Genomic DNA, 26,204 nt, shown 5'->3' on the forward strand with positions numbered 1-26,204 from the left:
GTAGACTCAAGTATCGGACCAACGCAAGGAAAGGACGGAACCCCATGGCGAACCTCCAGGGCGCGCCTGACTCGCAAGAGCGTCAGAAGACCGCCCTCGAGCAGTACGGCGTCGACCTGACGGCCGTCGCTCGCAGCGGCAAGCTCGACCCGGTGATCGGCCGCGACGCCGAGATCCGCCGTGTCAGCCAGGTGCTGACCCGGCGCACGAAGAACAACCCCGTGCTCATCGGTGAGCCGGGCGTCGGCAAGACCGCCGTCGTCGAAGGACTCGCCCAGCGCATCGTCGCGGGTGACGTCGCCGACTCGCTCAAGGACAAGCGACTCGTGTCGCTCGACATCTCCGCCCTCATCGCCGGCGCGAAGTACCGCGGCGAGTTCGAGGAGCGGCTCAAGGCCGTGCTCAAGGAGATCAACGACTCCGACGGGCAGGTCATCACCTTCATCGACGAGCTGCACACGCTCATGGGCGCCGGCGGCGGCGAGGGCTCCGTCGCGGCGTCGAACATGCTCAAGCCGATGCTCGCACGCGGTGAGCTCCGGCTGATCGGCGCGACGACCCTCGACGAGTACCGCGAGTACATCGAGAAGGACGCGGCACTCGAACGGCGCTTCCAGCAGGTCTACGTCGGGGAGCCCAGCGTCGAGGACGCGGTGGCGATCCTCCGCGGGCTCAAGGAGCGCTACGAGGCGCACCACAAGGTCACCATCAACGACTCCGCGCTCGTGGCCGCGGCGAGCCTGTCGAACCGCTACATCTCCGGCCGGCAGCTGCCCGACAAGGCGATCGACCTCATCGACGAGGCAGCGTCGCGTCTCCGCATGGAGATCGACTCCAGCCCGGTCGAGATCGACGAGCTGAAGCGGAACGTCGACCGGCTGCGCGTCGAGGAGTTCGCGCTCAAGCAGGAGAAGGACGACGCCTCGAAGGCCCGGCTCCAGACCCTGCGCACCGAACTGCGCTCCCGAGAGGAACGTCTGGCGGCGCTCGAGCAGCGCTGGCAGGCGGAACGGGCGAGCCTCAACCGCATCGGTGAGCTCAAGCAGCAGCTCGACGACCTCAACATGCGCAGCCAGCGCGCGCAGCGGGAAGCCGACTACGCCACCGTGTCGCGGCTGGAGTACGCCGAGAAGCCCCGGATCGAAGCCGAGCTCGCCGCCGCCGAACAGGCCGAGTCGGCCGACCGCATGGTGAACGACAGCGTCACCGACGAGGACATCGCTGCGGTCATCGCGCAGTGGACCGGCATCCCCGTCGGCCGACTGCTGCAGGGCGAGACCGAGAAGCTCCTGCACCTGGAGACCGAACTCGGCCGCCGGATCATCGGGCAGCGGCCCGCCGTGGCCGCCGTGTCCGAAGCCGTCCGACGCACCCGCGCCGGCATCTCGGACCCCGACCGCCCGACCGGGTCGTTCCTGTTCCTCGGCCCGACCGGCGTGGGCAAGACCGAGCTCGCGAAGGCCCTCGCGGAGTTCCTCTTCGACGACGAGAAGGCCCTCGTCCGCATCGACATGAGCGAGTACGGCGAGAAGCACTCCGTCGCCAGGCTCATCGGCGCCCCGCCCGGGTACGTCGGCTACGAGGCAGGCGGGCAGCTCACCGAAGCCGTCCGTCGTCGCCCCTACTCGGTGATCCTGCTCGACGAGGTCGAGAAGGCCCACCCCGAGGTGTTCGACGTGCTGCTCCAGGTGCTCGACGACGGCCGTCTGACCGACGGGCAGGGCCGCACGGTCGACTTCCGGAACACGATCATGGTGCTGACGTCGAACCTCGGCTCGCAGTTCACGACCGACATGTCCCTGACCGAGGACCAGCGCCAAGAGGCCGTCCGCGAGCTCGTGCAGCAGGCCTTCCGCCCCGAGTTCATCAACCGGCTCGACGACATCGTGGTGTTCCAGGCGCTCACCGCGGAGGACCTCGGGCAGATCGTCTCGCTGTACGTCGACCGGCTCGCGAGGCGCCTGTCCGGTCGTCGGCTCGAGCTCGCCGTCACCCCCCAGGCACGCGGATGGCTCGCCGAGCGCGGGTACGACCCCGTGTACGGCGCGCGGCCACTGCGTCGCCTCATGCAGCGGCAGATCGACGACCAACTCGCGCGGGCGATCCTCGCGGGTGACGTGCGCGACGGCGACACCGTCCGCGTGGACGTCGCAGAGGGCGGCGACGCCCTGACGGTGGAGCCGTTCGAACTGGCGGAGATCGTCGAGGAGTAGCTGCGGCTCGGCATGCGGCCGACGCCAGGCCCGTCACCGGTTCCTGGGACCGGTGACGGGCCTGGCGGCCTACGTTCACCCCCATGCCCGAGATCCGCGCGCTCCGTCGCCTCACCGAGTCCATCGAGCACGCGAGCGTGCTCGACACGGCCGTCGACATCGACCGGAAGGTGGTCGAGGTCCTCGCGAAGCCCAGGTCGCTCCGTCGGCTGCTGCACGGCGTGCCGTTCGGGCACCCGATCCACCCGCTGATGGTGCAGGTCCCGCTCGGGGCGTGGATCTCCGCGGCGGTGCTCGACCTGCTCGGCGGGAAGGGCAACGCGAAGGCCGCGAAGACCCTCGTCGGCGTCGGACTCGTGTCGTCGGGCAGCGCCAGCGTCGCCGGGTACGTCGACTGGTCGGAACTCGACCGGGAGCAGCTCCGCACGGGGTGGGTGCACCAGGCCGTGAACTGGGTCGGCATCTCGCTCTACGGGTTCTCGTGGCTGCAGCGGAAGCGCGGCAACCACGGCGCGGGGAAGCTCCTCGGGTTCGCCGGACTGGCGGTGGTGGGTGTCGGCGGGTACCTGGGTGGGCACCTGGCCTACCGGCAGCGTGCCGGGGTGAGTGTGCACGGCGAGGTCCCGTTCGAGGCCTGACGCAACAGCCGCGAAACACCGTACGGCGAAGACTCGGGACGTGTCGTCCCAGTCCACGCAGAGCAACATCGTATGCAATACATGTATGCGTGTACTCGTGGTGGACGATGAGATCGCCCTGGCCGACCTGGTCGCGAAGGGCCTGACCCGGCAGGACATGGCCGTCGACGTCGCGTACCGCGGCGACCACGCCGACGAGCTCCTGGCGGTGAACGACTACGACGTCGTCGTGCTCGACCGCGACGTCCCGGGGCTCCACGGTGACGAGGTCGCCCGTCGGCTCGCCGGTCGGGGGAGTCTGACCCGCATCCTCATGCTCACCGCAGCGACGACCCTGACCGACCGGGTGAACGGCCTCGAACTCGGCGCGGACGACTACCTGGCCAAGCCGTTCGAGTACCCCGAGCTGGTCGCCCGCGTCCGGGCACTCGGGCGCCGGAGCGTCGCACCCGCGGCACCCGTCCTCGAACGGGATGGTCTCCTCGTCGACACCAACCGGCGGATCGCCACGCGTGCGGGACGGCCGCTCGACCTGACGTCCAAGGAGCTCGGCGTCCTCGAGACCCTGCTCCGCGCCGATGGCCGCATCGTCTCCGCCGAGGAACTCCTCGAGAAGGTCTGGGACATGAACATCGACCCGTTCACCGCGGCCGTGCGGGTGACGATGTCGAAGCTCCGCAAGAAGCTCGGCGAGCCCGATCCGATCCGGACGGTCCCCGGCAAGGGCTACGCGTTGTGACGGGCAGGCGCACGTGGAGCATCCGGGTCCGCACCGCCGTGGTCTTCGCGCTCGCGGCGATGGCGCTCGCCGCCGGGGTCGTCGTGTTCTCGAACCTGATGTCGCAGGCGGGCGTGAGCGAGGCGTACACGACCACGATGCATGACTCGACCGACTTCCGGCCGACGGACGCGACCGCCGCGCCGAAGCCGATGCCGACGGGCGCCACCGACCCGGGCGACCTCGCCCCTTCGAAGCTGCGGTCGGTGGCGATCGTGCGCATCGTCGCGGCGCAGCAGTGGCAGTGGTCGGCGATCGGGATCGCGGGCGCTGGCGCCGTCGCGGGTGGGATCGGGTGGCTGCTCAGCCGCCGCATGCTCCGTCCGATCGACCGGATCACCGCGACCGCCGCCCGGATCACGGCGTCGAACCTGCACGAGCGGATCGCGCTCGAGGGCCCCGACGACGAACTCCGGCGGCTGTCCGGAACGGTCGACGACCTGCTGGACCGGCTGCAATCGGCGTTCGAGAGCCAGCGACGGTTCGTCGCGCAGGCCTCGCACGAACTGCGGACACCTCTCGCCGTCCAGCGTGCGGCGATGCAGATCGGACTGCACGACGGTGCCGACGCCGAGGACGTCCGGACGACACGGGACGAACTGCTCGAGCAGAACCGCCGGACGGAGCACCTCGTCGAGTCGCTGCTCGTCCTCGCGGAGGCCGACCGCGGCCTGGCGGGCGCCACGACGGACGTCGACCTGGGGGCGGTCGTGGACGAGGTCGTCGCGGGAGCTGCCGGAGCCGCCGACGAGGCGGGCGTGCGTGTGACCCACGAGGACCGCACCGAGCCTCCGGGCCTGATCGTGCCCGGCGAGCCCTTGCTGGTCCGTCAGCTCCTCGTCAACCTGGTCGGCAATGCGGTCGAGTACAACGTGCTGAACGGGTTCGTCCACGTGACCACGTCGCCGGATGGGATGGTCGTCGAGAACTCGGGGCCGATCATGCCGGACGACGTGGTGCCGTTGCTCGTCGAGCCGTTCCGGCGGTGCTCGGCAGTGCCTGACTCCGGACGACGGCACAGCGGGCTCGGGCTCTCGATCGTCGCTTCCATCGCGCAGGCACATGGCTGGCGGTTCTCGGTCGCGGGTCGTGACGAGGGCGGGCTGCGCGTGCAGGTCGACGTTTCGTCGGCGTAACCACGGGTGTACCAGGGCCGAAACACCGATTCCGGTGTGCTGGCCTCATGACCGACACCACGAACAAGACCAAGACGATCGCGCTCGTCGCCGGGCTCCTGCTCCTCCCCGGACTGCTGGTGGCCTGCTCGAGCAACGCCCCGACGGTCCGCGAGAGCGCATCCGGCGCCGGCCAGAAGGGGGCGACCATCGCAGAGTGCATGCGCGGCAAGGGCTACGACATGGCCGACCCGTCCGGGAAGTCCGAGACGATCTCGGTCCCGGAGGGCGTCGACCAGGAACAGTGGTCCGCGGACCTCACCGAGTGCGCGGGCGCCGGGTCGGGCGCGGGTGACGGTGTCCAGGCGGCCAAACCGATGGCGGGCATGGAGGAGCAGTTGCAGCAGGCCGCGAAGTGCATCCGCGAGAACGGCTTCGCCGACTACCCGGACGACGAAGAAGGCTGGCTGTCCTACAAGCCCGGCGATCAGGCCACGTTCGACGACGTGGCGAAGACCTGTCACGAGGAGGCCTCCGGGCCGGTCGAGAAGGTCACGAAGTGACCAGCGCCGCTCCCACCAGGATGCGCATGGTGATCGCGGGCGTCTGCCTCGCCGCGGCTCTCGGAGTCGGGACGGGGGCATGGGCGCTCGTCGACCTGCGGACGACGCCGACCGCCTCCGCCGAGCAGACGAGGACGTCGAAGCGAGCCACGTCCCCGGTCACGAAGGGTGACCTGACGGATTCGAGGGTGTTCGCGGGGACACTGGGCTACGGGACCTCGACGGGAGTCCCTGGTGCGGCGCAGGGCACGCTGACCTGGTTGCCGAAGCCCGGGCAGGTCATCCACCGAGACGAGTTCCTCTACGCGGTCGACGAGCGCGGCGTCCGCTCCATGTACGGCACGGTGCCGCTCTGGCGCTCGCTCGAGCGCGGGCTGCAGGGCACCGACGTCCGGCAGCTCAACGAGAACCTCGCGGCCCTCGGCTACGACGTCGCGCAGGACGACACGTTCGGACCGCGCACACAGCGGGCGGTGCGGCAGTGGCAGAAGGACCGCGGGCTGGAGGTCACCGGCAGTCTGACCGTGGACGACATCGCATTCGTGGACGGCGACGTCCGTGTGGGCGTGGTCGACGGCAAGCTCGGGCAGCCGGCCGGCGGGGACGTGATCTCGGTCACGAGCACCAAGCGCATCGTGCAGGCGACGATCGCGCAACGGGACGCCGAACGCCTCGCCGTCGGCACGGAGGTCGACGTCCGCGTGAACGGTGCCGGGGACCCGATGACCGGCGAGGTCATCGACGTCCAGCCGAGCGCGTCGGAGGACGGCGGGAACACGGTGGACGTCTCCGTGTCGTTCGATCCCGGGGACCGGCAGCTCCCCGCGGCGGCATCGGCGCAGCTCGACGCCAAGGGCACGACGGAGCGGGACGTGCTGTCGGTGCCGGTCGCCGCGCTCGTCGCGCTCGACGGCGGTAGGTACGCCGTCGACGTCGTGCAGCGCGACGGGACCACGAAGCGGGTGCCGGTCGAGCCCGGGTTCACGGCCGACGGGCGAGTCGCCGTCACCGGTGCCGTCAGTGCAGGTGACGAGGTCGTGGTGCCGGGATGACCGCGGTCCTCGCGCTCCGCGACGTCAGCAAGACCTACGGGGACGTCGGCGCGCTCCGCGGGGTGTCCCTCGAGGTGGCCGAAGGGGAGTTCGTCGCGGTCGTCGGGCCGTCAGGGTCGGGCAAGTCGACGATGCTCAACATCGTCGGCACGCTCGACCGGCCGACGTCGGGGACGGTGACGATCGCCGGCAACGACGTCGCGGCGATGTCGGACGACGCGCTCTCGATGCTCCGCGCCGACCACGTCGGGTTCGTGTTCCAGCACTTCCACCTACAGGCCGGCGCGACGGCGGCGGAGAACGTCGCCGACGGGCTCCTCTACGCCGGCTGCGGTCGACGCGAGCGGCGCCGGCGTGCCGTCGACGCCCTCGAACGAGTCGGGCTCGGACACCGGGCGGAGCACCGGCCGAACCAGTTGTCCGGCGGTGAGAAGCAGCGCGTGGCCATCGCGCGTGCGATCGTCGGCGAGCCGACGATCCTGCTCGCTGACGAACCCACCGGAGCCCTCGATTCGAGCTCGGGCGCCGCGATCCTGGCGCTCCTGCGCGAGCTGAACGCAGCAGGCACGACGGTCATGGTGATCACGCACGATCTCGACCTCGCGGCGTCACTGCCCAGACAGGTGCGGATGCGGGACGGGCTGGTGGAGCACGACTCCGCCGGAGCGCCGAGCGCATCGGCAGCCGACCTCGCCGTGGCGATCGGTGGTGTCCGGTGAGCGCGGTCCGCTCGCGCCTCGGGCCGGGCGACCTGCTCCGCCTCGGTGTCTTCGGGCTCCGCACCCGTCCGGGCCGCGTGGTGCTCTCGGCGCTCGGGATCGCGATCGGCATCGCGGCGATGATCGCCGTCGTCGGGATCTCCTCGTCGAGCAAGGCGAAGCTCGACCAGGTGCTCGATGCGCTCGGCACGAACGTGCTCACCGCCACGAAGGCCCAGGGGTTCGGCGAGACCCCGCCGCTGCCCGGCACGGCCCTGGAGTCGGTGCTCCGTCAGGACGACGTCGAGGAGGCCGCTGCGGTGGGGACGGTGGCGGACGGACACGTCTACCGGAACGCCTACATCCCGGAGCCAGAGACGAAGGGCATCGGTCTGCTCGCCGCATGGGGTGACGTGCCAGGGGTGCTCGGCGGGGAGTTCGCGTCCGGACACTGGATCGACGACCGTGCGGACGCGCCGCCGCAGGCCGTGCTCGGCGCGGGTGCGGCGAAGTCGCTCGGGATCGACGTCGTCGGGCCGGGCACCCACGTCTGGATCGGCGGGCAGTGGGTGCAGGTCGTGGGGGTGTTGCAGCCCGTCCAGCTCGCGGGCGACCTCGACCAGCAGGTGTTCGTCCCGCGGGGGCTCGCGCAGCAGCTGGGGTTCGACGGGGCCCCGACCGCCGTGTACACGCGAGTGGTCCCCGATGGCGTGGAACAGGCACGAGACGTGCTGGCCGGAGCGATCCGCCCTGGTTCCCCGCAGGACGTCGGTGTCACGCGGCCGTCCGACGCCCTCGCGGCGAAGAACGCCACCGACGACTCGTTCACGGGACTGCTCGTCGGCATCGGAGGGGTGGCACTCCTCGTCGGCGGCATCGGTGTCGCGAACACGATGGTGATCACCGTGCTCGAACGACGGGCCGAGGTGGGAGTCCGCCGTGCGCTGGGCGCCAGACGGCGGAACATCCGCGACCAGTTCCTCGTGGAGTCGCTGCTGCTGTCCTTCGTCGGCGGCGTCGCCGGTGTGGTGATCGGCGTCGGGGTGACGGTCGCCTTCGCCCTCGGGCAGGGGTGTCCGGTCGCCGTTCCGCTGTGGGCCGTCGCCGGAGGGCTCGGCGCGACGGTCGTCATCGGCGGGATCTCCGGGCTCTACCCGGCGGCGCGCGCCGCGCGTATCCCGCCGACCTCGGCGCTGGCAGCCGTGTAGGGCAGTGGACGCAACGGCCTGGAGGCCCGGTGCCGGTCCGACGGACCGGCACCGGGCCTCCAGGCCGGTCGCGTCCGGATCCGTCAGCCGACCTTCCGGGATCAGGCTCCGGGCCAGCGCTCCGTGCCCCACGTCACGGGCACGTTCCGCATGAGCAGCACGTCCGAGAACTCGGCGCTGTCGCGGGGGAGTGCGTCGATGAACGAGGAGTGCACCCGGTGCGCCCGGGCCGGGGAGACCTGCCATGCGTCCGTACGGAGCTCGAGGCCCTCGAGTGCGCCGCGGTGGTCGGGGGACCAGCCGGTGCTCCCAGCGCGGAAGAAGTCGGATGCCTCGTCCACGTCGCGGAAGACGCTGCTCGTCCAGCGATGCGCCGGGACGCGCTCGACGTCGACGTCGACCTCGGCGTCGGTGGCGTCGAAGCCGACACGGAACCGCTCCCCGTCCTCGTCGACGTCGAAGCGGGCGTGCTGGTGCACGCCGGGCATCACCCGTCCGCCGAGTGCGACCGGCACCCACGACGCGCTGTAGCGCTTCGAGATGTACACGCCACGACGGACTCCGGTCGGTCCGTCCCACTCGACGGCGATGCGGTGCGCGGCGTTCTCGGCACCCCATGCGATCCCGCGAGGAACCCAGCGTGGTCGGAGGCCGGCCATGCGCAGCAGGCAGACGCCGGTGACCGCCGATCCGTCGACGAGCTGCGGGCGGAGGCCGTCCGGCAAGACGCGACGGAGTGCGGTCGGGTCGACCCGGAAGTTCACCAGGAGCCGACGGTCGATGCGGGCGACGATGCCGGCGCGGGACGGGGTCGTCGTGGTCGGTTTCGTCGACGCCTTGTGCGCTGCGGTGGTCACCCGTCGGATGCTAGCCCCCGCGCGGGGCGAGCGCCAGGGGGTGGAATGGTGCCTGGTCATGACCAGTTCGTCAAGCAATCGGCAGGATTCGTTCGATATCCGTTATCCCCCGGAAACATGCGGATCATCGGTCTCCACAGGCAGGAAATCGGAGGTTGACAACCCTGCCCCGAGGGTCTTTCATTGCCATTACGCAACGTCCTTTCATAAAGGTCGGACCAAGGGAGTCAACGTGACACGCACGCGATTCGCCGCACTCGGTGCGCTCGGCCTGGCGGCCGCGCTCGCCCTCGCCGGGTGCTCTGCCGGAAGCAACGGAGCTTCCGACAGCGGAACGAAGTCCATCGGCACACCCGATGGCAAGGGCAAGACCCTCAACGTCTGGATCATGAACGGCGACCTCAGCCCGAAGATCCTCGACGTCGCCGAGAAGCAGTTCACGAAGGCCACCGGCGCCAAGGTGAAGCTCCAGCTGCAGCAGTGGGACGGCATCACCACGAAGCTGACCACCGCCCTCGCCCAGAAGGACGCGCCGGACATCGTCGACCTCGGCAACACCCAGGTGCCGGTGTACGCCGCGACGGGTGGGCTGATGGACCTCAGCCCGTACAAGAAGGAACTGGCCGACGGGCAGACCTGGCTCTCCGGGCTCGAAGGGCCCGCGACCGTCGACGGCAAGCTCTACGGCGCACCGCTCTTCGCGGGCAACCGTGCGGTCATCTACAACAAGAAGACCTGGGCGGACGCCGGGGTGACCGGGACGCCGAAGTCGTACGAGGAACTCACCGCCGACCTCGACAAGGTCAAGGCGAAGAACCCCGCTGCGGACTTCTCGGCGTTCTACATGCCGGGGCAGTACTGGTACGGCGGCCTGCAGTGGGTGTGGGACGCCGGCGGACAGATCGCCACCGAGAAGGGCGGCAAGTGGACCGGGGCGATCGACTCCGCCGACGCCGTCAAGGGACTGACCGCCTGGAAGGACTTCCAGAACGCCTACTCGGCGAAGTCCACGCAGGACATCAACACCGACAAGCCGGCCGAGTCCGACGTCTTCGCGCAGGGCAACACCTCCGCGATCCTCGGTTCGGCGTGGGAGATCGGCTCGATCACCACGGCGAAGCCGGAGCTCAAGGACCAGATCGGCACCTTCGCGATGCCGTCGGCCACCGAGGGCAAGACGCAGCCGGTGTTCCTCGGCGGATCGGACCTCGGCATCCCGTCGAAGTCGGCGAACCAGGACCTCGCGCTGTACTACATGAAGATCCTGACCTCGAAGAAGTTCCAGCAGGACCAGGTCTTCGGCGTCGACGGGTGGGAGCCGAACTCCACGCAGCTGCTCGACTCGGTGGCGGCAGACGTGGACGAGCTCCACAAGCCGTACTTCGCCGCAGCCGGCACGAGCCGCCCGACCCCGGCGACGCCCGGGTGGGCGACCATCGAGGGTGACGCGTCCTTCCAGTCGATGTTCGCGGACATCGCGACGGGCCGGAAGACGCCGGAGGAATCCGCGAAGGACTTCTCGAAGCACCTCACCTCGGCGCTCAACGCGAGTCTGTAGTCGATGACCTCGACCGCTGACACGGCGACCGGCTCGGCACCTGCCGGGCCGGTCGCCGGCGCCGGGCAACCGCCCGTCGCCGGCCGGGTCCCCGGGTCCGGCCGGACCGGACGGTCCGCCCGCCCGCCCCGCCCCCGTCGTCGCTCCGTCGGTGCTTCGCGCGCACCCCTCGTGCTGCTCGCACCGGCCGCGGTGCTCCTGCTGGCGCTCGTCGTCTACCCGCTCGTCCGGCTCATCGTCATCTCCTTCCAGGAGTACGGCCTGCGGGCGATCTTCACCGGGCAGGCCGGGTTCGCCGGCCTCACGAACTACACGAACGTCCTCACCGACGGCAGCTTCTGGCCGGTCATCCTGCGGACGATCGCCGTCACCGCGTCGATGGTGATCGGCACGCTCGTCATCGGGATGGGAGTGTCGCAGCTGCTCACGCGGCTCGGGGTCGCGATGCGGACGGTCGTCAGCGTCGTGCTGGTCCTGGCGTGGGCGATGCCGAACGTCGCCTCGAGCCTGGTGTGGCAGTGGCTGTTCCAGCCCTTCTACGGCGTCCTGAACTGGCTGATCACGCAGATGCGGGTCTTCGGCGACCACACCCAGGACAACTGGGCGTCGCACCCGGGACAGGCGTACACGATCGTCCTGACCCTGGTGATCTGGCAGGCGGTGCCGTTCGTCGCCCTGACGCTCTACGCGGCACAGTCGCAGATCGCGCCGGAGTACTACGAAGCCGGGTCGCTCGACGGCGCCTCGGCGTGGGCCATGTACCGCGCGATCACGCTGCCGGCACTCGCCCCGACGCTGCTCCTCGTGACGATCCTCTCGGTGATCTGGGACTTCAACGTGTTCAACCAGATCTGGCTCCTCACCAGGGGCGGCCCTGAGGACGCGACGCTCACGCTCGGCGTCTGGACCTTCGTGAAGTCCTTCGTCTCGAACGCCTACGGGCAGGGTGCGGCGATCGCGGTCATCTCGACGGCGATCCTCGGCGTGCTCACCAGCTACTACATCCGCCGGCTCATCCGGAGCGGGGAGGAAGACCTGTGACGGCTCCTGCTGTTCGACCCGAAGCGCGCCAGGTGCGCCAGCGCAAGCGGAAGCCCCGCGTGCTCGCCAACACCGTCGCGGTGGTGTTCTGCCTGGTGTGGGTGTTCCCGATCTACTGGATGCTGAACACCGCGTTCAAGCCAGCGGACGAGGTCACCACCCTCACGCCGATCTGGGCGCCCATCCACCCGACGATCGAGAACTTCACCAGGGCGCTCACGCAAGAGGGCTTCCTGGGGTACCTCCGGAACTCCGCGATCGTCGTGGTGGCCGCGGTGCTGCTGTCGATCGCCGTCGGCTTCCTGGCATCGGCGGCGCTGTCGCGGTTCCGGTTCAAGGGGCGCCGTGCCATCCTCGTGGGCATCCTCTTCGTGCAGATGATCCCGTCGGGGGCGCTGCTCATCCCGCTGTTCCTGTCGTTCCAGTCCCTCGGGCTGCTCAACAGCTACATCGGGCTGATCCTGGCGTACGTCGCGAGCGTCCTGCCGTTCTCGATCTGGGTCATGCGCGGCTTCTTCGTCGCGGTCCCGGTGGAGATCGAAGAGGCGGCGAAGACCGACGGCGCTGGCACCTTCCGCATCCTGTGGAGCGTGCTGTTCCCGCTCGTGATGCCCGGGGTCATCGCGACGAGCGTGTTCGCGTTCATCGCCGCGTGGAACGACTACCTGACCGCCTACGTGATGCTCAAGGACCAGTCGATGTACACGCTGCCGGTCTGGCTCGCGGGCTTCTCGACGAACAAGGGGACGGACTTCGGCGGGCTCATGGCGGCGAGCGTGCTGTTCAGCCTGCCGGTCGTGGTGTTCTTCCTCATCGTGCAGCGTCGTCTGGTCAGCGGCATGACGGCCGGCGCTGTGAAGGGGTAGCGCCGGAGGGGACGGACGGGAGGCTCGGTGCCAGCTGGCACCGAGCCTCCCGTCCGTCGTTCCTGTTCTCGATCCCGGTCGGCGACTGGTCACGACGCCCCGTCCGTGATTGCCGAGCGGTCGAAGATCGTCGGCCGTGCGGCACTGGGGCGACGATTCTCGACCACTCGTCGGAACTGAGCGGGGTGTTGTGACCGGCCGAGAGCGGGAGCGGGAGCGGGAGCGGGAGCGGGAGCGGGAGCGGGAGCGAGAGCACGCGCACGTCTGCGGGTGTGTGGGATCGAAGACGAAACACTTGCGTTTGTGTTGGGTGTGGACGTACAGTTCCTGAAACCAACGCGAACGAAGGAGTTCGGTCATGTACGCAACCGAGCGGCACGATGCGATCGCCGCCGAGCTGCAGTCGGCAGGGCGGGTCTCCGTCGCCGATCTCGCCGAGCACTTCGACGTCACGACCGAGACCGTCCGGCGTGACCTCGACGCGCTCGAGTCGGCAGGGGTCCTCCGCCGGGTGCACGGGGGAGCGGTCCCGGTCGGACGCTCCAGCGTGGTCGAACTCACCGTCGCCGAGCGCGAGGGGCAGCACGGGTCCGCCAAGTCCGCGATCGCCCGGGCCGCGATGCGCCTCGTGCCCCCGACCTTCACCGGGTCCATCGCCGTCGACGCCGGTACGACCTGCGCCGCCGTCGCGACCGAACTCGCACGGTGGGAGCCCGCGGAGTCCGGCGCGACGATCACCGTCATCACGAACTCCGTCCCCATCGCCGCGACCCTGCAGCACAGCGAGCACGTCGAGCTGCACCTGCTCGGCGGCCGCGTGCGCGGTGTGACGAGCGCCGCGGTCGGGACCGCCACCGTCGAGCAGATCGGCGCGCTGCGTCCCGACATCGCCTTCGTCGGCACGAACGGGCTCTCCGCCGGGTTCGGCCTGAGCACCCCGGACGAGTACGAGGCCGCCGTGAAGGCCGCGTACGTGCTCGCCGCACGGCGGAGCGTCGTCCTCGCGGATGCCGCGAAGCACGGCGTCGAGGCGCTCATGCGCTTCGCCCGGCTCGACGAGGTCGACACGATCGTCACCGACGAGCAGCCCCCAGCCGACCTCGCCGGAGCGCTCACCGACGCCGACGTCGAGGTGGTCGTGGCATGAACGAGTCCAGCACGCGCATCGTCACGGTGACGCCGAACCCGTCGCTCGACCGCACGATCGAGCTCGCCGGTGAACTGCAGCGCGGTTCGGTGCAGCGCGCCACCCGGTCGACCGCGGAGCCGGGCGGCAAGGGCGTCAACGTCTCCCGTGTCGTCGTCGCCAGCGGCGGGGACACGATCGCGGTCCTGCCCGGGGACGAGCTCGACCCGGTCCTGCTCGGCCTCGCCACCCGCGGCATCCCGACCGCCGCGCTGCCGATCGGCGCACCGCTCCGGTCCAACGTCACCGTCACCGAGCCGACCGGTACGACCACGAAGCTCAACGAGCCCGGGCCGTCCCTCGCCGGGCGCCTCGACGAGCTCGCGGCGCTGGTCGCCGACACCGCGGACGTCACCCCCACCGGACCTCGTGCCCGGTGGGTCGTCCTCGCCGGGTCGCTCCCGCCCGGCCTGCCGGACGACGCACTCGCCGTCCTCGTGCGGGCCGTCCGCGAGCGGCACGGCGACGACGTCCGGATCGCCGTCGACTCGTCCGGCGTGCCGTTCACCGCGCTGCTGCAGTCCGGCGAGCGGATCGACCTCGTCAAGCCGAACGCCGAGGAGCTCGCCGAGATCGTCGGCGGGGACCCGGACGAGTACGAACGCGACCACGAACTCGCGGCAGCGGCAGCCGAACGGCTGCGCGACCGTGGCGTGGACACCGTCCTGCTCACCCTCGGCAGCGCCGGCGCGATCCTGATCGGGCCGGAGGGCTCGTTCGCCGCGGCGGCACCCCGCATCGTCGCCCGCTCGACCGTGGGCGCGGGTGACTCCTCCCTGGCTGGTTACCTGCTCGCCGAGGTCGCCGGTCGGCCGCCGGAGGAGCGGCTCGCACAGGCCGTCGCGACGGGGGCCGCGGCAGCCGCGCTCCCGGGCAGCGACGTCCCGGCGCTCGACCACACCGACCCGGGTGCCGTCACCGTCACCCGCCTCCGTCAGACGGCGGCACCCGCCGCCTGACCGCCCCACCGCAACCCATCACCGCCAACAGCACCGCAACCCGAACCACAGCGAACCCCAGCGCCACCGCGCCACTGCAAAGGAGCACACCATGACCGCTGCGCGCAGCTCGGACACGAGTCCCGGCCTCATCAGCGTCGCCCTCGTCGGCCTCGACGAGGACCTCGGCGCCACCTCGTCCGACGTCATCCGCGTCCTCGCCGACCGCGTCGCTGCGACCGGCCGCGCCGCCGACGGAAGCGCCCTCGCGGCGGACGCCATCAAGCGTGAGGCGAGCGTCGGCACCGGCGTCCCCGGTGGCATCGCCATCCCGCACGCCCGGTCGGCCTCGGTCACCGAACCGACACTCGCGATGAGCAGGCTCGCCCGGACGGTGCCGTTCGGCGCCCCGGACGGCGACGCCGACCTGGTCTTCATGATCGCCGTGCCCGAGGGGGCCGACAAGGACCACCTCACCGTCCTCTCGACCCTGGCCCGTGCGCTCATCCGCGACGACTTCACGGCCGCCCTCCGCGCCGCGACCACCCCGCAGGAGATCGTCGACCTGGTGGACCGCGAGGTGACCGGCGAGGTCGCCGACGCCGGCGTGACGGGCGCACCCCGAGCCTCCAGTCCGGCCGCGCCGACCACGGCACCGACCGCCGGCCGGAAGGTCATCGTCGGCGTCACCGCCTGCCCGACCGGCATCGCCCACACGTACATGGCAGCCGACGCGCTCGTCGCCGCCGCTCAGCGGGCCGGCGCCGAGATGCACGTCGAGACGCAGGGGTCCTCGCAGGTCGAGCCTCTCGACCCGGCGCTCATCGCCCGGGCCGACGCGGTCGTCTTCGCGGTCGACGTCGACGTCCGCGACCGTTCGCGCTTCGCCGGCAAGCCGCTCGTGTCCGGCCCGGTCAAGCGCGGTGTCGACGAACCCGACGCGATGATCGCCGAGGCGCTCCGTGCCGCGGACGACCCCAACGCCGCACGGGTGTCCGGATCCGCGGCGGAGGCGGGCACCAGCACCGCGAAGGACGAGCACTTCGGGCAGTCGCTGAAGCGCTGGCTGCTCACCGGCGTCTCCTACATGATCCCGTTCGTCGCCGGCGGCGGTCTGCTCATCGCGCTCGGGTTCCTGCTCGCCGGCTACGGCATCGCACTGACGCACGGCGACTCGGGTCAGAACAACGCCGTGTACACGCTGACGCACTACACGCTGCTGAACCTGCCGCCGGAGGGCCTGGCGTACTACCTCGGTGCCGCCGCGTTCCAGATCGGTGGCGTGTCGCTCGGCTTCCTGGTCGCAGCGCTCGCCGGGTACATCGCGTACGCCATGGCCGACCGCCCCGGCATCGCTCCGGGCTTCGTCGCCGGGTCGATCGCGGTGTTCATGAACGCCGGGTTCCTCGGCGGTCTGGTCGGTGGTCTCATCGCCGGTGCCGCCGCCTACTGGATCGGGCGCATCCCGGTCTGGCGTTGGCTCCGCGGCCTGATGCCGGTGGTGATCATCCCGCTGTTCGCGTCGATCATCGCCTCCGGTCTGCTGCTCCTGGTGCTGGGCGGCCCGATCGCCTGGGTGATGACGCAGCTCACCACCTGGCTGAACTCGTTGAGCGGCGCCTCGGCGGTCCTGCTCGGCGTCATCCTCGGCCTCATGATGGCGTTCGACCTCGGCGGCCCCGTGAACAAGGTGGCGTACGCGTTCGCCGTCGCGGGCCTCGGTGCCGGATCGGCCACCAACGTCGTGCCGTTCGAGATCATGGCCGCGGTCATGGCGGCCGGCATGGTCCCGCCGCTCGCCCTGGCGCTCGCGTCGACCGTCCTGTACCGCAAGGGGTTCACGAAGCCCGAGCGCGAGAACGGCAAGGCCGCGTGGCTGCTCGGTGCGTCGTTCATCTCCGAGGGTGCGATCCCGTTCGCCGCAGCCGACCCGCTGCGCGTCATCCCGGCGTCGATGGTCGGTGCCGCGGTTACCGGTGCGATCTCGATGGCTGCCGGTGTGACCTCGCGGGCGCCGCACGGTGGGATCTTCGTGTTCTTCGCCATCGGGGACGTCGCGATGTTCATCGTCGCGATCCTGGCGGGCACCGTCGTCTCGGCGCTGGTGCTGGTCGGCCTGAAGAAGTGGGTGCGTCGGGCCCCGGCGGCTGACGCCGCAGCGGTGGGTGTGCCGGCCGACGACCGGGTCGCGGTCGCCGCGTAGGGCGTCACCGCGGGGCGGGCGTCACCGCGGGGCGGGCGTCACCACGGGGCGTGCGTCACCACGGGGCGTGCGTCACCACGGGGCGGGCGTCACCACGGGACGGGCGGGAGGCTCGGTGCCAGCTGGCACCGGGCCTCCCGTCCGTCGTCGGTGCGCGTCGACGGTCACGACCCACCGTCGGCGTGGCGCCGACTGGTCACGACCCATCGTCGGCGTGGCGCCGACTGGTCACGACCTGTCGCTCGGCGAGCAGCGGAGCGACGGTCTTCGACCGGTCGGCGGAACTGAGCGGGGTGTCGTGGCCGCTCGGGAAGGGACAGGTCGGCTCTGCCCGTGCCCGTGCCCGTGCCCGCGCCCGGGCCCGTACCTGTGCCCGTGCGCGGGCGCGGGCACGCGACCCGCGACCCGCGTCAAGCGGCCAGCAGGAGCGGGGCGGTGTCGGTGTGCAGCGGCCCGTCGAAGGTGGCGGGGTCGAGCACGGGGACCGATGCGTGCGAGATCTTCGGGTGCACGGGCCGTCGCTCGGTCTCGCCCCGCCCGATGAGGTCCTCGTGCAGCTTCTCGCCGGGGCGCAGGCCGCTGAAGACGATGTCCGAGGTGCCGTCCATCGCCGCGATCATCCGACGGGCGACGTCGAGGATGCGGACCGGTTCGCCCATGTCGAGCACCAGGACCTCACCGGGCCGAGCGATCGCGGCGGCCTGGATCACCAGGTGGCATGCCTCGGGGATGGACATGAAGTAGCGCGTGGCATCCGGGTGGGTGACCGTCACCGGGCGCCCGGCACGGATGAGCTCGGCGAACAGCGGCAGCATCGACCCGCGACTGCCGAGGACGTTGCCGAACCGGACGGACACGTAGTCGCGACCCGTCTCCGCCGCGGTCCACGCCGTCAGCCGTTCGGCCAGGCGCTTCGTCTGCCCGAGGACGCTCGTCGGGTTCGCCGCCTTGTCCGTGGAGATGTTCACGAGCGTCTGGACGCCGGACTCGACCGCGGCGGCGAGCACGTTGCGGGTCCCGAGGACGTTCGTCTTCCACCCTTCGTCCGGGTACTGCTCGAGCATCGGGAGGTGCTTGAGCGCCGCGGCGTGGAAGACCACGTCGGGACGGCGGTCGAGCAGCACCTGCCGGATCGTCGACGCGTCGCGGATGTCGGCGAGCACGACGTCCTTCGTGTCGAGCAACCCGTGCCCCGCGACCGACACCTGGACCTGCTGCAGGGCCGTCTCGTCGCGGTCGAGCATGATGACCTCGGCCGGATCCGAGCGCATCAGCTGCCGACAGAGTTCGCTGCCGATCGACCCGCCGGCGCCGGTGACGAGCACGGTCCGACCGCGGACGAAGTCGATCGGCAGTTCGAGCTCGTGGTCGGCCGGGTGGCGGCCGATCAGCGCGTCGAGGTCGAAGTCGTCGGTGGCCGACGCAGTGCACCTGTCCATGGACACCAACCTATCGGCTGGTATCTGGTATGTGCAACGTCAGTCGGCGATGTTCGCCGTCATCGCGTCGATGTACGCGGCACGTTCCTCGCGCGTCCCGGGGCGACCGGGGACGCCGGGGCGCTCCTGCCACGGGAACGGTCCGGTCTCGTGGCGGTACTCGATGCCCATCGCCTCGAGTCGCGCGAGGTGCTCCGCCAGCCGCCCGCGGAAGTCCGCGAGGTCCCGGGGTCCGGTGACGTCTGCGGACCAGAGCGCTTCGGACAGCGCCGCGACCCGCGGGAAGAGCTGGTAGTCGAGCTTCCGGACGGTGTCCACGTGCTCGCACCACATGTTCCCCTGGCCGCCGATGACATGGGCGCGCTCGTCGTCGGTCAGGTCGGCCGGCACCGGGTCGAACGCGAAGACGTCGTCCACGGTGAGCACGATCGACACCGGGATCGGCTCGTTCGGCAGGTCGCTCTGACGGTAGTCGAGGTACACCTGGTCATCAGGCGAGGAGATCACGTCGTGCCCGCGCTTCGCCGCCGTCGACGCGCCGCGGAGCCCCCGCCACGAGACGACCGTGGCCGACTCCGAGAGCGTCCCGCCCTCGAGGATCTCGTCCCAGCCGAAGGCCCGACGGCCCTTCGACTCGATGTGCGCCGCGAGCTGCCCGATGATCCAGGCCTGGAGCTGTTCCTCGTCCGCGAGTCCCAGTGACCGCATGCGCTCCTGCGTGCGGGGGTCCTGTTCCCACTGCACCTTCGGGCACTCGTCGCCGCCCAGGCCGATGTACGCGCTCGGGAACAGGTCGACGACCTCGTCGAAGACGCCCTTGAAGAAGTCGATCGTCGCGTCGTCGGCGTTCAGGACGTCCTCGGCGATGCCCCACTCCGTCCAGACCTCGACCCCGGCCTCCGGGTGCACGCCGAGTTCCGGGTACGCGGCGAGTGCGGCGCGGACGTGCCCGGGGGTCTCGATCTCCGGGACGACCGTGACGAACCGGTCGGCCGCGTAGGCGATGATCTCGCGGATGTCGTCCTGCGTGTAGTAGCCGCCGTGCGGTCGGCCGTCGAAGCCCTGCGGTCGCATGACCCCGTCGGCGTCCGGGACGTGCGCGCCGACCTGGGACTCGCGGCGCCACGAGCCGATCTCGGTCAGGCGCGGGTACTTCCGGATCTCGATGCGCCAGCCCTGGTCGTCCGTGAGGTGGAAGTGCAGCGTGTTGATGCGGTGCGCCGCGAGCTGGTCGATGACGCGGAGGACCTCGGCCTTGGTGCGGAAGTGCCGGACGACGTCGAGCATGACGCCGCGCCAGGCGAAGGCGGGGGCGTCCTCGACGGTCTGCGCCGGGACGGTCCAGGGCCCGGTGCCGACCCGGCCCTTGCGGTAGACGTCGGCGGGGAGCAGCTGGAGGAGGGCCTGCACGCCGTAGAACACGCCGGCCGGGCTGCCGCCGAGGACGTCGATGCCGTCCGGTGTCACGGTGAGGCGGAACGACTCGGCCGTGGACCCGGCTGGGCCGGTCGGGAGTGCCGCGTCCGCGTCGCGTGGTGCCTGCGTGTCGTCCGCCACGCGCAGCCGGATCACGTCGGTCCCCGGGGTCTCGACGTCGCGCACCGGCAGCCCGGTGGACCCCCGCAGCGTCTGCTGCAGGTACAGCCGCACGGACTCGCTCGCGGCGTCTGCGGCGATGCGGGTCGTCGGCGTGATCTCGAACGAGCCGACACCGGGGGTCGACAGGCGCGGGCGGGGGATGAGCATGTCGGAGTCCACCATTCCTCAATGATCTTTCGTAATATGAGGCTATGGCCGTGAACGAGACCCTGTCAACGATGAGCACACCGGGTGCCCTGCGCCTGGTGAACTCGCGCGCCATCCTCGACGAACTGTTCCGCAGCGACGCGTCCGTCACCGTCACCGAGCTGGGCCGCACCGTGGGGCTCTCGCGGCCGACGGTCGAGGCGTCGCTCGCCGACCTCATCGCCGAGGGCTGGGCACGGGAGGCCGACGCGATCGTCACCCCGAACAAGGCCGGGCGGCGGGCCAAGCGGTTCCGAGCCGATGCCGGCGCCGGGTCGGTCCTCGGCGTGGACCTCGGGCTGCACGGCATCGTCGGGCTCCTCGCCGACCTCCGCGGCAACGAGATCGCCCGGGTCGAGGAGGTGTACCCGGACCTCGCGTCGGCGGACCAGGCATGGGCGAGCGTGCAGGACGTCGTGCAGCGCCTGACCTCGACGCCGGGGGCCGGCCGCCTCCTCGCCGCGACGTTCGGCGTCCCCGCCGTCGTCGACCGGGACGGCGCCATCGACTACACGATCGCCGTGCCGCAGTGGGTCGAGGGCCGCATGCCCGGCCGCATCCAGGACCTGTTCCCGACGGCCCCCACCTTCTTCGACAACGACGCGAAGCTCGCCGCGACCGCCGAGACGATGTGGGGGCGGTTCACCGGTGCGCGCGACGCGCTCTACCTGGTGATGGGGCGGCAGATCGGCGCGGCCTACCTCGTCGACGGCACGCTGGCGCGTGGCGCCAGGGGAGCGGCGGGCGAGGTGGGTGGCCTGGCATCGACCGGCTGGCCCGGCGCGCCGGCCCGACTGGAGGCTCGGATCCCGTCCGGCGCGGACCTCGAGTCCGTCATGGAGTCGGCCGGGCACGGTGACGCGGCTGCCGCCGAGATCGTCCGGGCGCTCGCCGCGGACGTCGCGACCGGGGTCGCGCAGCTCGTCGCGACCATCGACCCCGAGGTCGTCGTCGTGGGGGGAGAGGTCCTGCCGGCGGCAGCGGTGTTCTGCGCGGCGCTCGCGGAGGCTGTCGGCCCGCAGCTCCGGCACCCCGTGGAGATCGTGCCGTCGACGGTCGGGCGGGACGCGGTCGCCAGGGGTGCGCTGGCCCGGTCGTTGACGCACGTGCGGGCGTCGCACATGGGCCTGGGCTGATCGGAGCGGGCTGATGGGGTTGGGCTGATCCGCAGGTCGCGTCCTGCCGCCTGTCAGGGCACTCAGGGACGATTGCTGCATGACGACTGCCCTCGCCGCCGCCACGTCCTCTCCTGACGCCGAGATGGGTGGGCTGTCGGGGATGGTGCTCCAGCTCATCGACATGCTCGGCGAGTGGGGCGTCGCGCTGATGCTCTTCGTCGAGACCGTCTTCCCGCCCATCCCGTCCGAGGTCATCCTGCCGCTCGCGGGGTTCCTCGCCGGTGCCGGGCGGATGAACCTGGCGCTCGTCCTGGTCCTCGCGACGCTCGGTTCCTACGTCGGGGCGCTGGTGCTCTACTGGCTCGGCCGGGTGATCGGGTTCGACCGGACCGTCCGCTGGTTCGGCAAGCTGCCGCTCGTCGACGAGGACGACTTCCGCAAGGCCGCCGCGTGGTTCCACCGGCACGGCCGCAGCGCGGTCCTGTTCGGGCGGCTGGTCCCGATCGTGCGCAGCCTGATCTCGCTGCCGGCCGGAGCCGACCGGATGAACCTCTGGTCGTTCTCGCTGTTCACGATCATCGGCTCCGGCGTCTGGAACAGCCTGCTGGTGCTCGGCGGCGCGGCACTCGGCACGCAGTACGAGCGGATCGAGGGCTACACCGAGTGGATCGACCGCGGGATGTACGCGGCGATCGCCGGGGTCGTCGTCGTGTTCGTCGTGCGACGGATCCGCCGTGGTCGTGCCGCTCGCGCCAGCCGTGCTGAACGCGGACGTCGTCGCGCCGAGCCCGCAGGGGACTGAGCCGCGTCAGGCCTTCGTGAGCGCCGACTCCTTGTGTGCAGCGCGCTTGCCGGTCTTCTCGGACTCCACGATCCAGTAGGGGTCGTCGTCCGTCGGCTTGAACCGCTGCCCGTCGAACTCGAAGTCGCTCACACGCTTCTGGACGAGCGTTCCGGTGGTCTTCCCCTGCGAGGTGTTCCAGTGCACCTCGTCGCCCTTCGACAGCGCCATGACGGGTCCTTTCTCGGTGGTGTCCCCGAGAGGGTAGACCCCGATGCATCCGCATCAACTCAGGGATGTACCCCTCGTCACGAAGTCATAACACCCGCGCATTCGTCGCCGTTCGCGCGTACCGTAGTGGGCGAGTCATCTTGCGAGCAACCTTCGCCTCTCCCTGGCTCCCGACGGATCGAACCGCACGATGACCCTTGTCGACAACGGACGGACGGAGACCATCCTCTCCGGCCGCTACCGGCTGTCCCGGCTCATCGGCACCGGCGGCATGGGATCCGTGTACGAAGCCCGCGACGAGCACACCTACCGACTGGTCGCGGTGAAGCTCTTCGCGACGCCGCAGGCCATGACGACGGCCGACCGGGTCCGCCAGGAACGCGAGATCCGGCTGCTCAGCATGCTGTCGCACCCCGGCCTGATCCCGCTCTACGACGCGGGCACGCACGAGTTCTCGGACGGTCCGCACCGGTACATCGTGATGGAGCTCATCGCCGACACGACCCTGCTCCGCCGACTGGCCGAGGGGGCGCTGCACAACTACGAGGTCGCCGACCTCGGCGCGCAGCTCGCCGACGCCCTGGCGTACGTGCACTCCCGCGGGATCGTGCACCGCGACGTGAAGCCCGCCAACATCCTCATCAGCGACGAGGGCTCGTCCGGGTTCGCCCGGACGGTCAAGCTGACCGACTTCGGCGTCGCGCACTTCGTCGACGGATCGCGCCTGACGAACGACGGCACCATCATCGGCACGGCGGCGTACCTCAGCCCCGAGCAGGTCGCCGGCGAGCCGATCAGCTTCGCGACGGACGTGTACTCCCTCGGGCTCGTCCTGCTCGAGGCCCTGACCGGGCACCAGGAGTACTCCGGCACCCTCGTCGAAGCCGCACTCGCTCGACTCCGGAACAGTCCGGAGGTCCCCGAGTCCGTCGGACCGGAGTGGCGCGAACTGCTCCTGCGCATGACCGACCGGGACCCGGCTCGTCGACCGACCGCGGTCGCCGTCGCCCGTGCGCTCCGAGGCGGATCGGTGCAGGTCACCGGACCGGTGCCGCTCGGCCCGAGCCGGACGGCGCACAAGCGCGACCACCGGATGCACCGGGCAGCGCACCGGCACGCCAAGCGCGGCACGTTCGTGGCCGTCAAACGGTGGCGCCGACGGAACATCCTGACCGGATCGTTCGCGGCCGTCGCGGTGCTGCTCGCGTGCGGCCTGAGCTACGTCGCCGGCACGCTCCACTGATCGCCGTCGGCGCACCCGCAGGGCTGTCGTTTCGTGCAGGATGGACTGCATGACCGACCAGCGCTGGATCAAGATCTGCGGCCTGTCGACGCCCGAGACCGTGGACGCCGCCATCGACGCCGGCGCCGACGCGGTCGGGTTCGTCTTCGCCGCCGGCAGTCCCCGGACCGTGACCGCCGACCTCGCGAAGGAGCTCGTCGAGCGGGTGCCGGACGGGATCGACGCCGTCGGCGTGTTCCGCGACCAGGAGATCGACGAGATCGTCGGGATCGCGTCAGCGGTGGGCCTCACGACGCTGCAACTGCACGGCGGCGAGTCGGCGACCGACTTCGCGCGTGCCCGGGACGCCGGGTTCTTCACGATCCGAGCGGTGTCGGCGGAGGCCTACCTCGCCGAGTCCGCGGAACAGCGGGCGTCGTACGACCACGACCTGCTGCTGCTCGACGCCGCGGTGCCCGGCAGCGGACGGCTGATCGATCCCGCGTCCGTCACCGGCAAGGTCGACGAGGCGTGGATCCTCGCAGGGGGCCTCACGCCGGCCAACGTCGTGGCGGCGGTCGAGAGCCTGGACCCCGACGGGGTCGACGTGTCGAGCGGTGTCGAGTCCGAGCGCGGCGTCAAGGACCCGGCGAAGATCCGGGCGTTCGTCGAGGCGGTCCGCAGCCTGCCATGACGGGGCCGACCCGGGCCTCCTGTCCGGGGTTGCGCCGTCAGGCGCGGGCGCGACCGAGCATCGGGATCAGCTCGGTGAGGAACGCGTCGGTGTCCTCCCAGCCCTCCACCGCGTGGCAGGGAACGCCGAGCGCCTTCACCGGGTAGTCGTTGCCCTCGGGGTCGAGGCGGTCCCCGACGAACAGCATGTCGTCGAGCGCGATGCCGGTGAGCTCGGCCAGGCGCCGCATGCCGTACGCCTTGTCGATGCCCTTGCGGGTGATGTCGATGCTGGTGGATCCGCCGGAACGGACCTCGAGGTCGGGGAGCTCGGCCTGCACGCGGCGCCGGAGGTCGTCCTTCTTGGCACCCGTCGGGTCCCACACCTTCTTCGCGGCGACGGGCGCGGCCTGACCGAGGGCCGAGAACGTGATCTGTGAACCGCGGTCTTCGAGGATGGCGCCCCAGGTCTCGGACTCCCAGTAGCCGGCGGCCTTCGCCTGGGACTCGACCACGGCGAGGGCCTGCTGCTTCTGGGCGTCGGTGAGGTCCTCGGCGTACTGCAGCGCCCAGTCGTCGTCGGACCAGCGGTAGTACCGGGTGCCGCAGGTGGGGAGCAGGTGCAGGTCGTCGAGCGTGAGACCGTCACGGTGTCGCAGGGGTGTCACGAGCTGCTGCTCGAACTGGTGGAAGTTGCCGCCGCTGATCACGGCGACCGGGACCACGTCGAGCAGGGCGGCGAAGGTGTCGAGCATGCGCGGGTCGAGCGCGGACTTCGACGGGGCGAGGGTGTCGTCCAGATCGAACGCGACGAGACGTGGTGCGGTCATGCCGTCGATTCTGTCATGCGACATGTCCCCGATCCTCAGGGCTGCGGGATCAGTGGATCGTTGCGGGAACCCGGTCGCGCGCGTACGTGATCTCCGTGTAGCCGTGCGGGGCCGGGTTGCCGTCGACGTCCAGGTTGACGAACACGACCTCGTCGATGGTGAGGATGCTGCGGTGCGTGAAGAGGTTCCGCGCCTCGGCCCGCATCGTCAGCGAGGTCCGGCCGAACCGGGTCGCGACGAGGCCGATCTCGACGATGTCGCCCTCCTTCGCCGAGGAGACGAACTCGATCTCGGACATGTACTTGGTGACGACCTTGCCGTTGCCGAGCTGGATGATCGCGTACACCGCGGCCTCTTCGTCGATCCAGCGGAGCAGGCTGCCACCGAAGAGCGTGCCGTTCGCGTTGAGGTCCTCCGGCCGGACCCACTTGCGGGTGTAGAAGTTCATCTCGGGCTGCATGTCTGTACATACTACGCGGCCGGGACCCCCGCGAGGGCCCCGGCCGCGGTGGTGCTGCTGGTGCGGCTACTCCTTGACGAGGACGACCTCGTCGAGCGCGATGCGGGTGCGCGGGGCGACCTCGCGCTCTGCGGCCTTCTCGTCGAGCTGCGAGGGGTCCGCGACGGTGCCGATCGCCGTGACGGTGAAGGGCACGAAGCGCTCCGGCAGGTCGAACGCGGCGGCGAGGCCGGCGGCGTCGATACCGGCCATCTGGTGGACGTGCAGGCCCTCGGCGTGCGCCTGGACGGTCAGCGCTGCGATGGCCTGGCCGAGGTCGTACTCGGCGAAGCGGCGGACGTCACCGTCCTCGCTCTGCGTCTCGAGGATGCCCACGACGAGGGCGCTCGCGCGGAAGGCCCACCCGGCGTTGAAGCCGATGAGGTTCTCGTTGATCGTGCGGAACGTGTCGGTGCCACGACGACCGGCGATGAACCGGCGGGGCTGGAAGTTGTTCGCGGACGCGGCCCAGCGAGCGGCCTCGAGCACGGCGTCGAGCTGCTCGTCGGAGATCGTCGCGGTCTCGTCGTAGGAGCGGGGGCTCCACCGTTCCTCGAGGAGCGGGACGAGCGGCTGGCTCGAGTCGGTCGAACGGGAGAGCGTCGTGGCGTTGGTCATGATGCGGTCAACGGTATTCGATGCGTTCGCATTTCCGGCCTGTACGACGTCACATGTCGGGCGGCCCGGCACCGGTTGCCGCGCTCGGTGCGGGG

At 70.8% G+C, this 26,204-nt stretch carries 24 protein-coding genes and 1 pseudogene; 18 read left to right on the top strand and 7 right to left on the bottom strand.

The features are described 5' to 3' along the window. The first annotated feature begins 44 nt into the window (after window positions 1-44). The 8 genes from AAEP80_RS06040 to AAEP80_RS06075 all read left to right on the top strand — a co-directional run bounded on the left by AAEP80_RS06040 (window position 45) and on the right by AAEP80_RS06075 (window position 8,265). Complete coding sequence (locus tag AAEP80_RS06040) at window positions 45-2,213, top strand: ATP-dependent Clp protease ATP-binding subunit (protein ID WP_420366345.1); 2,169 nt, start codon at window positions 45-47, stop codon at window positions 2,211-2,213. A gap of 83 nt (window positions 2,214-2,296) precedes the next feature. Then, window positions 2,297-2,851, top strand: a complete 555-nt coding sequence (locus tag AAEP80_RS06045) for a DUF2231 domain-containing protein (protein WP_420366346.1) — start codon at window positions 2,297-2,299, stop codon at window positions 2,849-2,851. An 85-nt stretch (window positions 2,852-2,936) separates the two neighbouring features. Then, window positions 2,937-3,590 (top strand): response regulator transcription factor, encoded by a 654-nt coding sequence (locus AAEP80_RS06050; RefSeq protein ID WP_420366347.1) that lies wholly within the window; start codon window positions 2,937-2,939, stop codon window positions 3,588-3,590. Then, window positions 3,587-4,765 (top strand): sensor histidine kinase, encoded by a 1,179-nt coding sequence (locus tag AAEP80_RS06055; RefSeq protein WP_420366348.1) that lies wholly within the window; start codon window positions 3,587-3,589, stop codon window positions 4,763-4,765. Before AAEP80_RS06050 ends, AAEP80_RS06055 begins: the two co-directional genes overlap by 4 nt. Before the next feature lie 47 nt (window positions 4,766-4,812). Then, entirely contained in the window at window positions 4,813-5,307 is a 495-nt protein-coding gene (locus tag AAEP80_RS06060; RefSeq protein WP_420366349.1) for a hypothetical protein, read from the top strand. Beyond that, complete coding sequence (locus AAEP80_RS06065; protein ID WP_420366350.1) at window positions 5,304-6,359, top strand: peptidoglycan-binding protein; 1,056 nt, start codon at window positions 5,304-5,306, stop codon at window positions 6,357-6,359. Before AAEP80_RS06060 ends, AAEP80_RS06065 begins: the two co-directional genes overlap by 4 nt. Next, the gene (locus AAEP80_RS06070; protein ID WP_420366351.1) at window positions 6,356-7,078 is read left to right on the top strand and encodes an ABC transporter ATP-binding protein; all 723 of its coding nucleotides are present in this window, start codon (window positions 6,356-6,358) and stop codon (window positions 7,076-7,078) included. Before AAEP80_RS06065 ends, AAEP80_RS06070 begins: the two co-directional genes overlap by 4 nt. Continuing rightward, a complete protein-coding gene (locus AAEP80_RS06075; protein ID WP_420366352.1) occupies window positions 7,075-8,265 on the top strand; it encodes an ABC transporter permease in 1,191 nt (396 codons plus the stop codon). Before AAEP80_RS06070 ends, AAEP80_RS06075 begins: the two co-directional genes overlap by 4 nt. Before the next feature lie 101 nt (window positions 8,266-8,366). On the opposite strand, the gene AAEP80_RS06080 is transcribed toward AAEP80_RS06075, so the two are convergent. Beyond that, window positions 8,367-9,122 (bottom strand): DUF2071 domain-containing protein, encoded by a 756-nt coding sequence (locus AAEP80_RS06080; protein WP_420366353.1) that lies wholly within the window; start codon window positions 9,120-9,122, stop codon window positions 8,367-8,369. 232 nt (window positions 9,123-9,354) lie between these two features. Here AAEP80_RS06080 and AAEP80_RS06085 point away from each other — a divergent pair, with 232 nt between their 5' ends. The 6 genes from AAEP80_RS06085 (at window position 9,355) to AAEP80_RS06110 (ending at window position 16,914) form a co-directional block, all read left to right on the top strand. After that, a complete protein-coding gene (locus AAEP80_RS06085) occupies window positions 9,355-10,680 on the top strand; it encodes a sugar ABC transporter substrate-binding protein (protein WP_281266805.1) in 1,326 nt (441 codons plus the stop codon). A gap of 3 nt (window positions 10,681-10,683) precedes the next feature. Continuing rightward, window positions 10,684-11,721 carry a carbohydrate ABC transporter permease gene (locus tag AAEP80_RS06090; protein WP_420366354.1) on the top strand — a complete coding sequence of 346 codons (1,038 nt, stop codon included), beginning with the start codon at window positions 10,684-10,686 and terminating at the stop codon, window positions 11,719-11,721. Between the two features lie 32 nt (window positions 11,722-11,753). Then, window positions 11,754-12,587: a carbohydrate ABC transporter permease gene (locus AAEP80_RS06095; protein ID WP_420366355.1), complete on the top strand. Its 834-nt coding sequence runs from the start codon at window positions 11,754-11,756 to the stop codon at window positions 12,585-12,587. A gap of 358 nt (window positions 12,588-12,945) precedes the next feature. Beyond that, window positions 12,946-13,734 (top strand): DeoR/GlpR family DNA-binding transcription regulator, encoded by a 789-nt coding sequence (locus AAEP80_RS06100; protein ID WP_420366356.1) that lies wholly within the window; start codon window positions 12,946-12,948, stop codon window positions 13,732-13,734. Next, complete coding sequence (locus AAEP80_RS06105; RefSeq protein WP_420366357.1) at window positions 13,731-14,732, top strand: 1-phosphofructokinase family hexose kinase; 1,002 nt, start codon at window positions 13,731-13,733, stop codon at window positions 14,730-14,732. The genes AAEP80_RS06100 and AAEP80_RS06105 overlap by 4 nt, the downstream gene beginning before the upstream one ends. A gap of 91 nt (window positions 14,733-14,823) precedes the next feature. Continuing rightward, entirely contained in the window at window positions 14,824-16,914 is a 2,091-nt protein-coding gene (locus tag AAEP80_RS06110) for a PTS fructose transporter subunit IIABC (protein WP_420366358.1), read from the top strand. 410 nt (window positions 16,915-17,324) lie between these two features. Here the strand turns inward: AAEP80_RS06110 and AAEP80_RS06115 are convergent. Both AAEP80_RS06115 and AAEP80_RS06120 read right to left on the bottom strand, forming a co-directional pair. Beyond that, a pseudogene (locus AAEP80_RS06115) lies at window positions 17,325-18,323 on the bottom strand (UDP-N-acetylglucosamine 4,6-dehydratase family protein); the annotation flags it as partial. Between the two features lie 69 nt (window positions 18,324-18,392). Beyond that, window positions 18,393-20,114, bottom strand: a complete 1,722-nt coding sequence (locus AAEP80_RS06120) for a beta-N-acetylhexosaminidase (RefSeq protein WP_420366359.1) — start codon at window positions 20,112-20,114, stop codon at window positions 18,393-18,395. Between the two features lie 56 nt (window positions 20,115-20,170). Between AAEP80_RS06120 and AAEP80_RS06125 the strand changes: the two genes are divergently transcribed. Further along, the gene (locus tag AAEP80_RS06125; protein ID WP_420366360.1) at window positions 20,171-21,274 is read left to right on the top strand and encodes an ROK family protein; all 1,104 of its coding nucleotides are present in this window, start codon (window positions 20,171-20,173) and stop codon (window positions 21,272-21,274) included. 79 nt (window positions 21,275-21,353) lie between these two features. After that, window positions 21,354-22,058 carry a DedA family protein gene (locus AAEP80_RS06130; protein WP_420366361.1) on the top strand — a complete coding sequence of 235 codons (705 nt, stop codon included), beginning with the start codon at window positions 21,354-21,356 and terminating at the stop codon, window positions 22,056-22,058. A 6-nt stretch (window positions 22,059-22,064) separates the two neighbouring features. Here the strand turns inward: AAEP80_RS06130 and AAEP80_RS06135 are convergent, their stop codons facing one another. Next, a complete protein-coding gene (locus AAEP80_RS06135) occupies window positions 22,065-22,268 on the bottom strand; it encodes a DUF2945 domain-containing protein (protein ID WP_413602920.1) in 204 nt (67 codons plus the stop codon). A gap of 190 nt (window positions 22,269-22,458) precedes the next feature. Between AAEP80_RS06135 and AAEP80_RS06140 the strand changes: the two genes are divergently transcribed. Both AAEP80_RS06140 and AAEP80_RS06145 read left to right on the top strand, forming a co-directional pair. Next, window positions 22,459-23,511 carry a serine/threonine-protein kinase gene (locus AAEP80_RS06140; protein ID WP_413602919.1) on the top strand — a complete coding sequence of 351 codons (1,053 nt, stop codon included), beginning with the start codon at window positions 22,459-22,461 and terminating at the stop codon, window positions 23,509-23,511. Between the two features lie 49 nt (window positions 23,512-23,560). Beyond that, a complete protein-coding gene (locus AAEP80_RS06145) occupies window positions 23,561-24,184 on the top strand; it encodes a phosphoribosylanthranilate isomerase (RefSeq protein WP_402728045.1) in 624 nt (207 codons plus the stop codon). 37 nt (window positions 24,185-24,221) lie between these two features. Here the strand turns inward: AAEP80_RS06145 and AAEP80_RS06150 are convergent, their stop codons facing one another. From AAEP80_RS06150 to AAEP80_RS06160, 3 genes are all read right to left on the bottom strand, one after another. Next, complete coding sequence (locus AAEP80_RS06150; protein ID WP_420366362.1) at window positions 24,222-24,992, bottom strand: HAD-IIB family hydrolase; 771 nt, start codon at window positions 24,990-24,992, stop codon at window positions 24,222-24,224. Window positions 24,993-25,041: 49 nt separating this feature from the next. Further along, window positions 25,042-25,452, bottom strand: coding sequence for an acyl-CoA thioesterase (locus tag AAEP80_RS06155; RefSeq protein WP_281266818.1), 411 nt, complete (start codon window positions 25,450-25,452; stop codon window positions 25,042-25,044). 66 nt (window positions 25,453-25,518) lie between these two features. Next, window positions 25,519-26,109 (bottom strand): nitroreductase family protein, encoded by a 591-nt coding sequence (locus AAEP80_RS06160; RefSeq protein WP_420366363.1) that lies wholly within the window; start codon window positions 26,107-26,109, stop codon window positions 25,519-25,521. Window positions 26,110-26,204 lie beyond the last annotated feature (95 nt).

This window comes from Curtobacterium sp. L3-7 (assembly GCF_048756585.1).
Classification (GTDB): domain Bacteria; phylum Actinomycetota; class Actinomycetes; order Actinomycetales; family Microbacteriaceae; genus Curtobacterium.

Excerpts from the sequence above, each read along its gene's own strand:
- AAEP80_RS06040 (WP_420366345.1), top strand. The coding sequence starts at position 45 with ATGGCGAACCTCCAGGGCGCGCCTGACTCGCAAGAGCGTCAGAAGACC.
- AAEP80_RS06045 (WP_420366346.1), top strand. The coding sequence starts at position 2,297 with ATGCCCGAGATCCGCGCGCTCCGTCGCCTCACCGAGTCCATCGAGCAC.
- AAEP80_RS06050 (WP_420366347.1), top strand. The coding sequence starts at position 2,937 with ATGCGTGTACTCGTGGTGGACGATGAGATCGCCCTGGCCGACCTGGTC.
- AAEP80_RS06060 (WP_420366349.1), top strand. The coding sequence starts at position 4,813 with ATGACCGACACCACGAACAAGACCAAGACGATCGCGCTCGTCGCCGGG.
- AAEP80_RS06070 (WP_420366351.1), top strand. The coding sequence starts at position 6,356 with ATGACCGCGGTCCTCGCGCTCCGCGACGTCAGCAAGACCTACGGGGAC.
- AAEP80_RS06090 (WP_420366354.1), top strand. The coding sequence starts at position 10,684 with ATGACCTCGACCGCTGACACGGCGACCGGCTCGGCACCTGCCGGGCCG.
- AAEP80_RS06100 (WP_420366356.1), top strand. The coding sequence starts at position 12,946 with ATGTACGCAACCGAGCGGCACGATGCGATCGCCGCCGAGCTGCAGTCG.
- AAEP80_RS06105 (WP_420366357.1), top strand. The coding sequence starts at position 13,731 with ATGAACGAGTCCAGCACGCGCATCGTCACGGTGACGCCGAACCCGTCG.
- AAEP80_RS06110 (WP_420366358.1), top strand. The coding sequence starts at position 14,824 with ATGACCGCTGCGCGCAGCTCGGACACGAGTCCCGGCCTCATCAGCGTC.
- AAEP80_RS06120 (WP_420366359.1), bottom strand. The coding sequence starts at position 20,114 with ATGGTGGACTCCGACATGCTCATCCCCCGCCCGCGCCTGTCGACCCCC.
- AAEP80_RS06125 (WP_420366360.1), top strand. The coding sequence starts at position 20,171 with ATGAGCACACCGGGTGCCCTGCGCCTGGTGAACTCGCGCGCCATCCTC.
- AAEP80_RS06130 (WP_420366361.1), top strand. The coding sequence starts at position 21,354 with ATGACGACTGCCCTCGCCGCCGCCACGTCCTCTCCTGACGCCGAGATG.
- AAEP80_RS06135 (WP_413602920.1), bottom strand. The coding sequence starts at position 22,268 with ATGGCGCTGTCGAAGGGCGACGAGGTGCACTGGAACACCTCGCAGGGG.
- AAEP80_RS06140 (WP_413602919.1), top strand. The coding sequence starts at position 22,459 with ATGACCCTTGTCGACAACGGACGGACGGAGACCATCCTCTCCGGCCGC.
- AAEP80_RS06145 (WP_402728045.1), top strand. The coding sequence starts at position 23,561 with ATGACCGACCAGCGCTGGATCAAGATCTGCGGCCTGTCGACGCCCGAG.
- AAEP80_RS06150 (WP_420366362.1), bottom strand. The coding sequence starts at position 24,992 with ATGACCGCACCACGTCTCGTCGCGTTCGATCTGGACGACACCCTCGCC.
- AAEP80_RS06155 (WP_281266818.1), bottom strand. The coding sequence starts at position 25,452 with ATGCAGCCCGAGATGAACTTCTACACCCGCAAGTGGGTCCGGCCGGAG.
- AAEP80_RS06160 (WP_420366363.1), bottom strand. The coding sequence starts at position 26,109 with ATGACCAACGCCACGACGCTCTCCCGTTCGACCGACTCGAGCCAGCCG.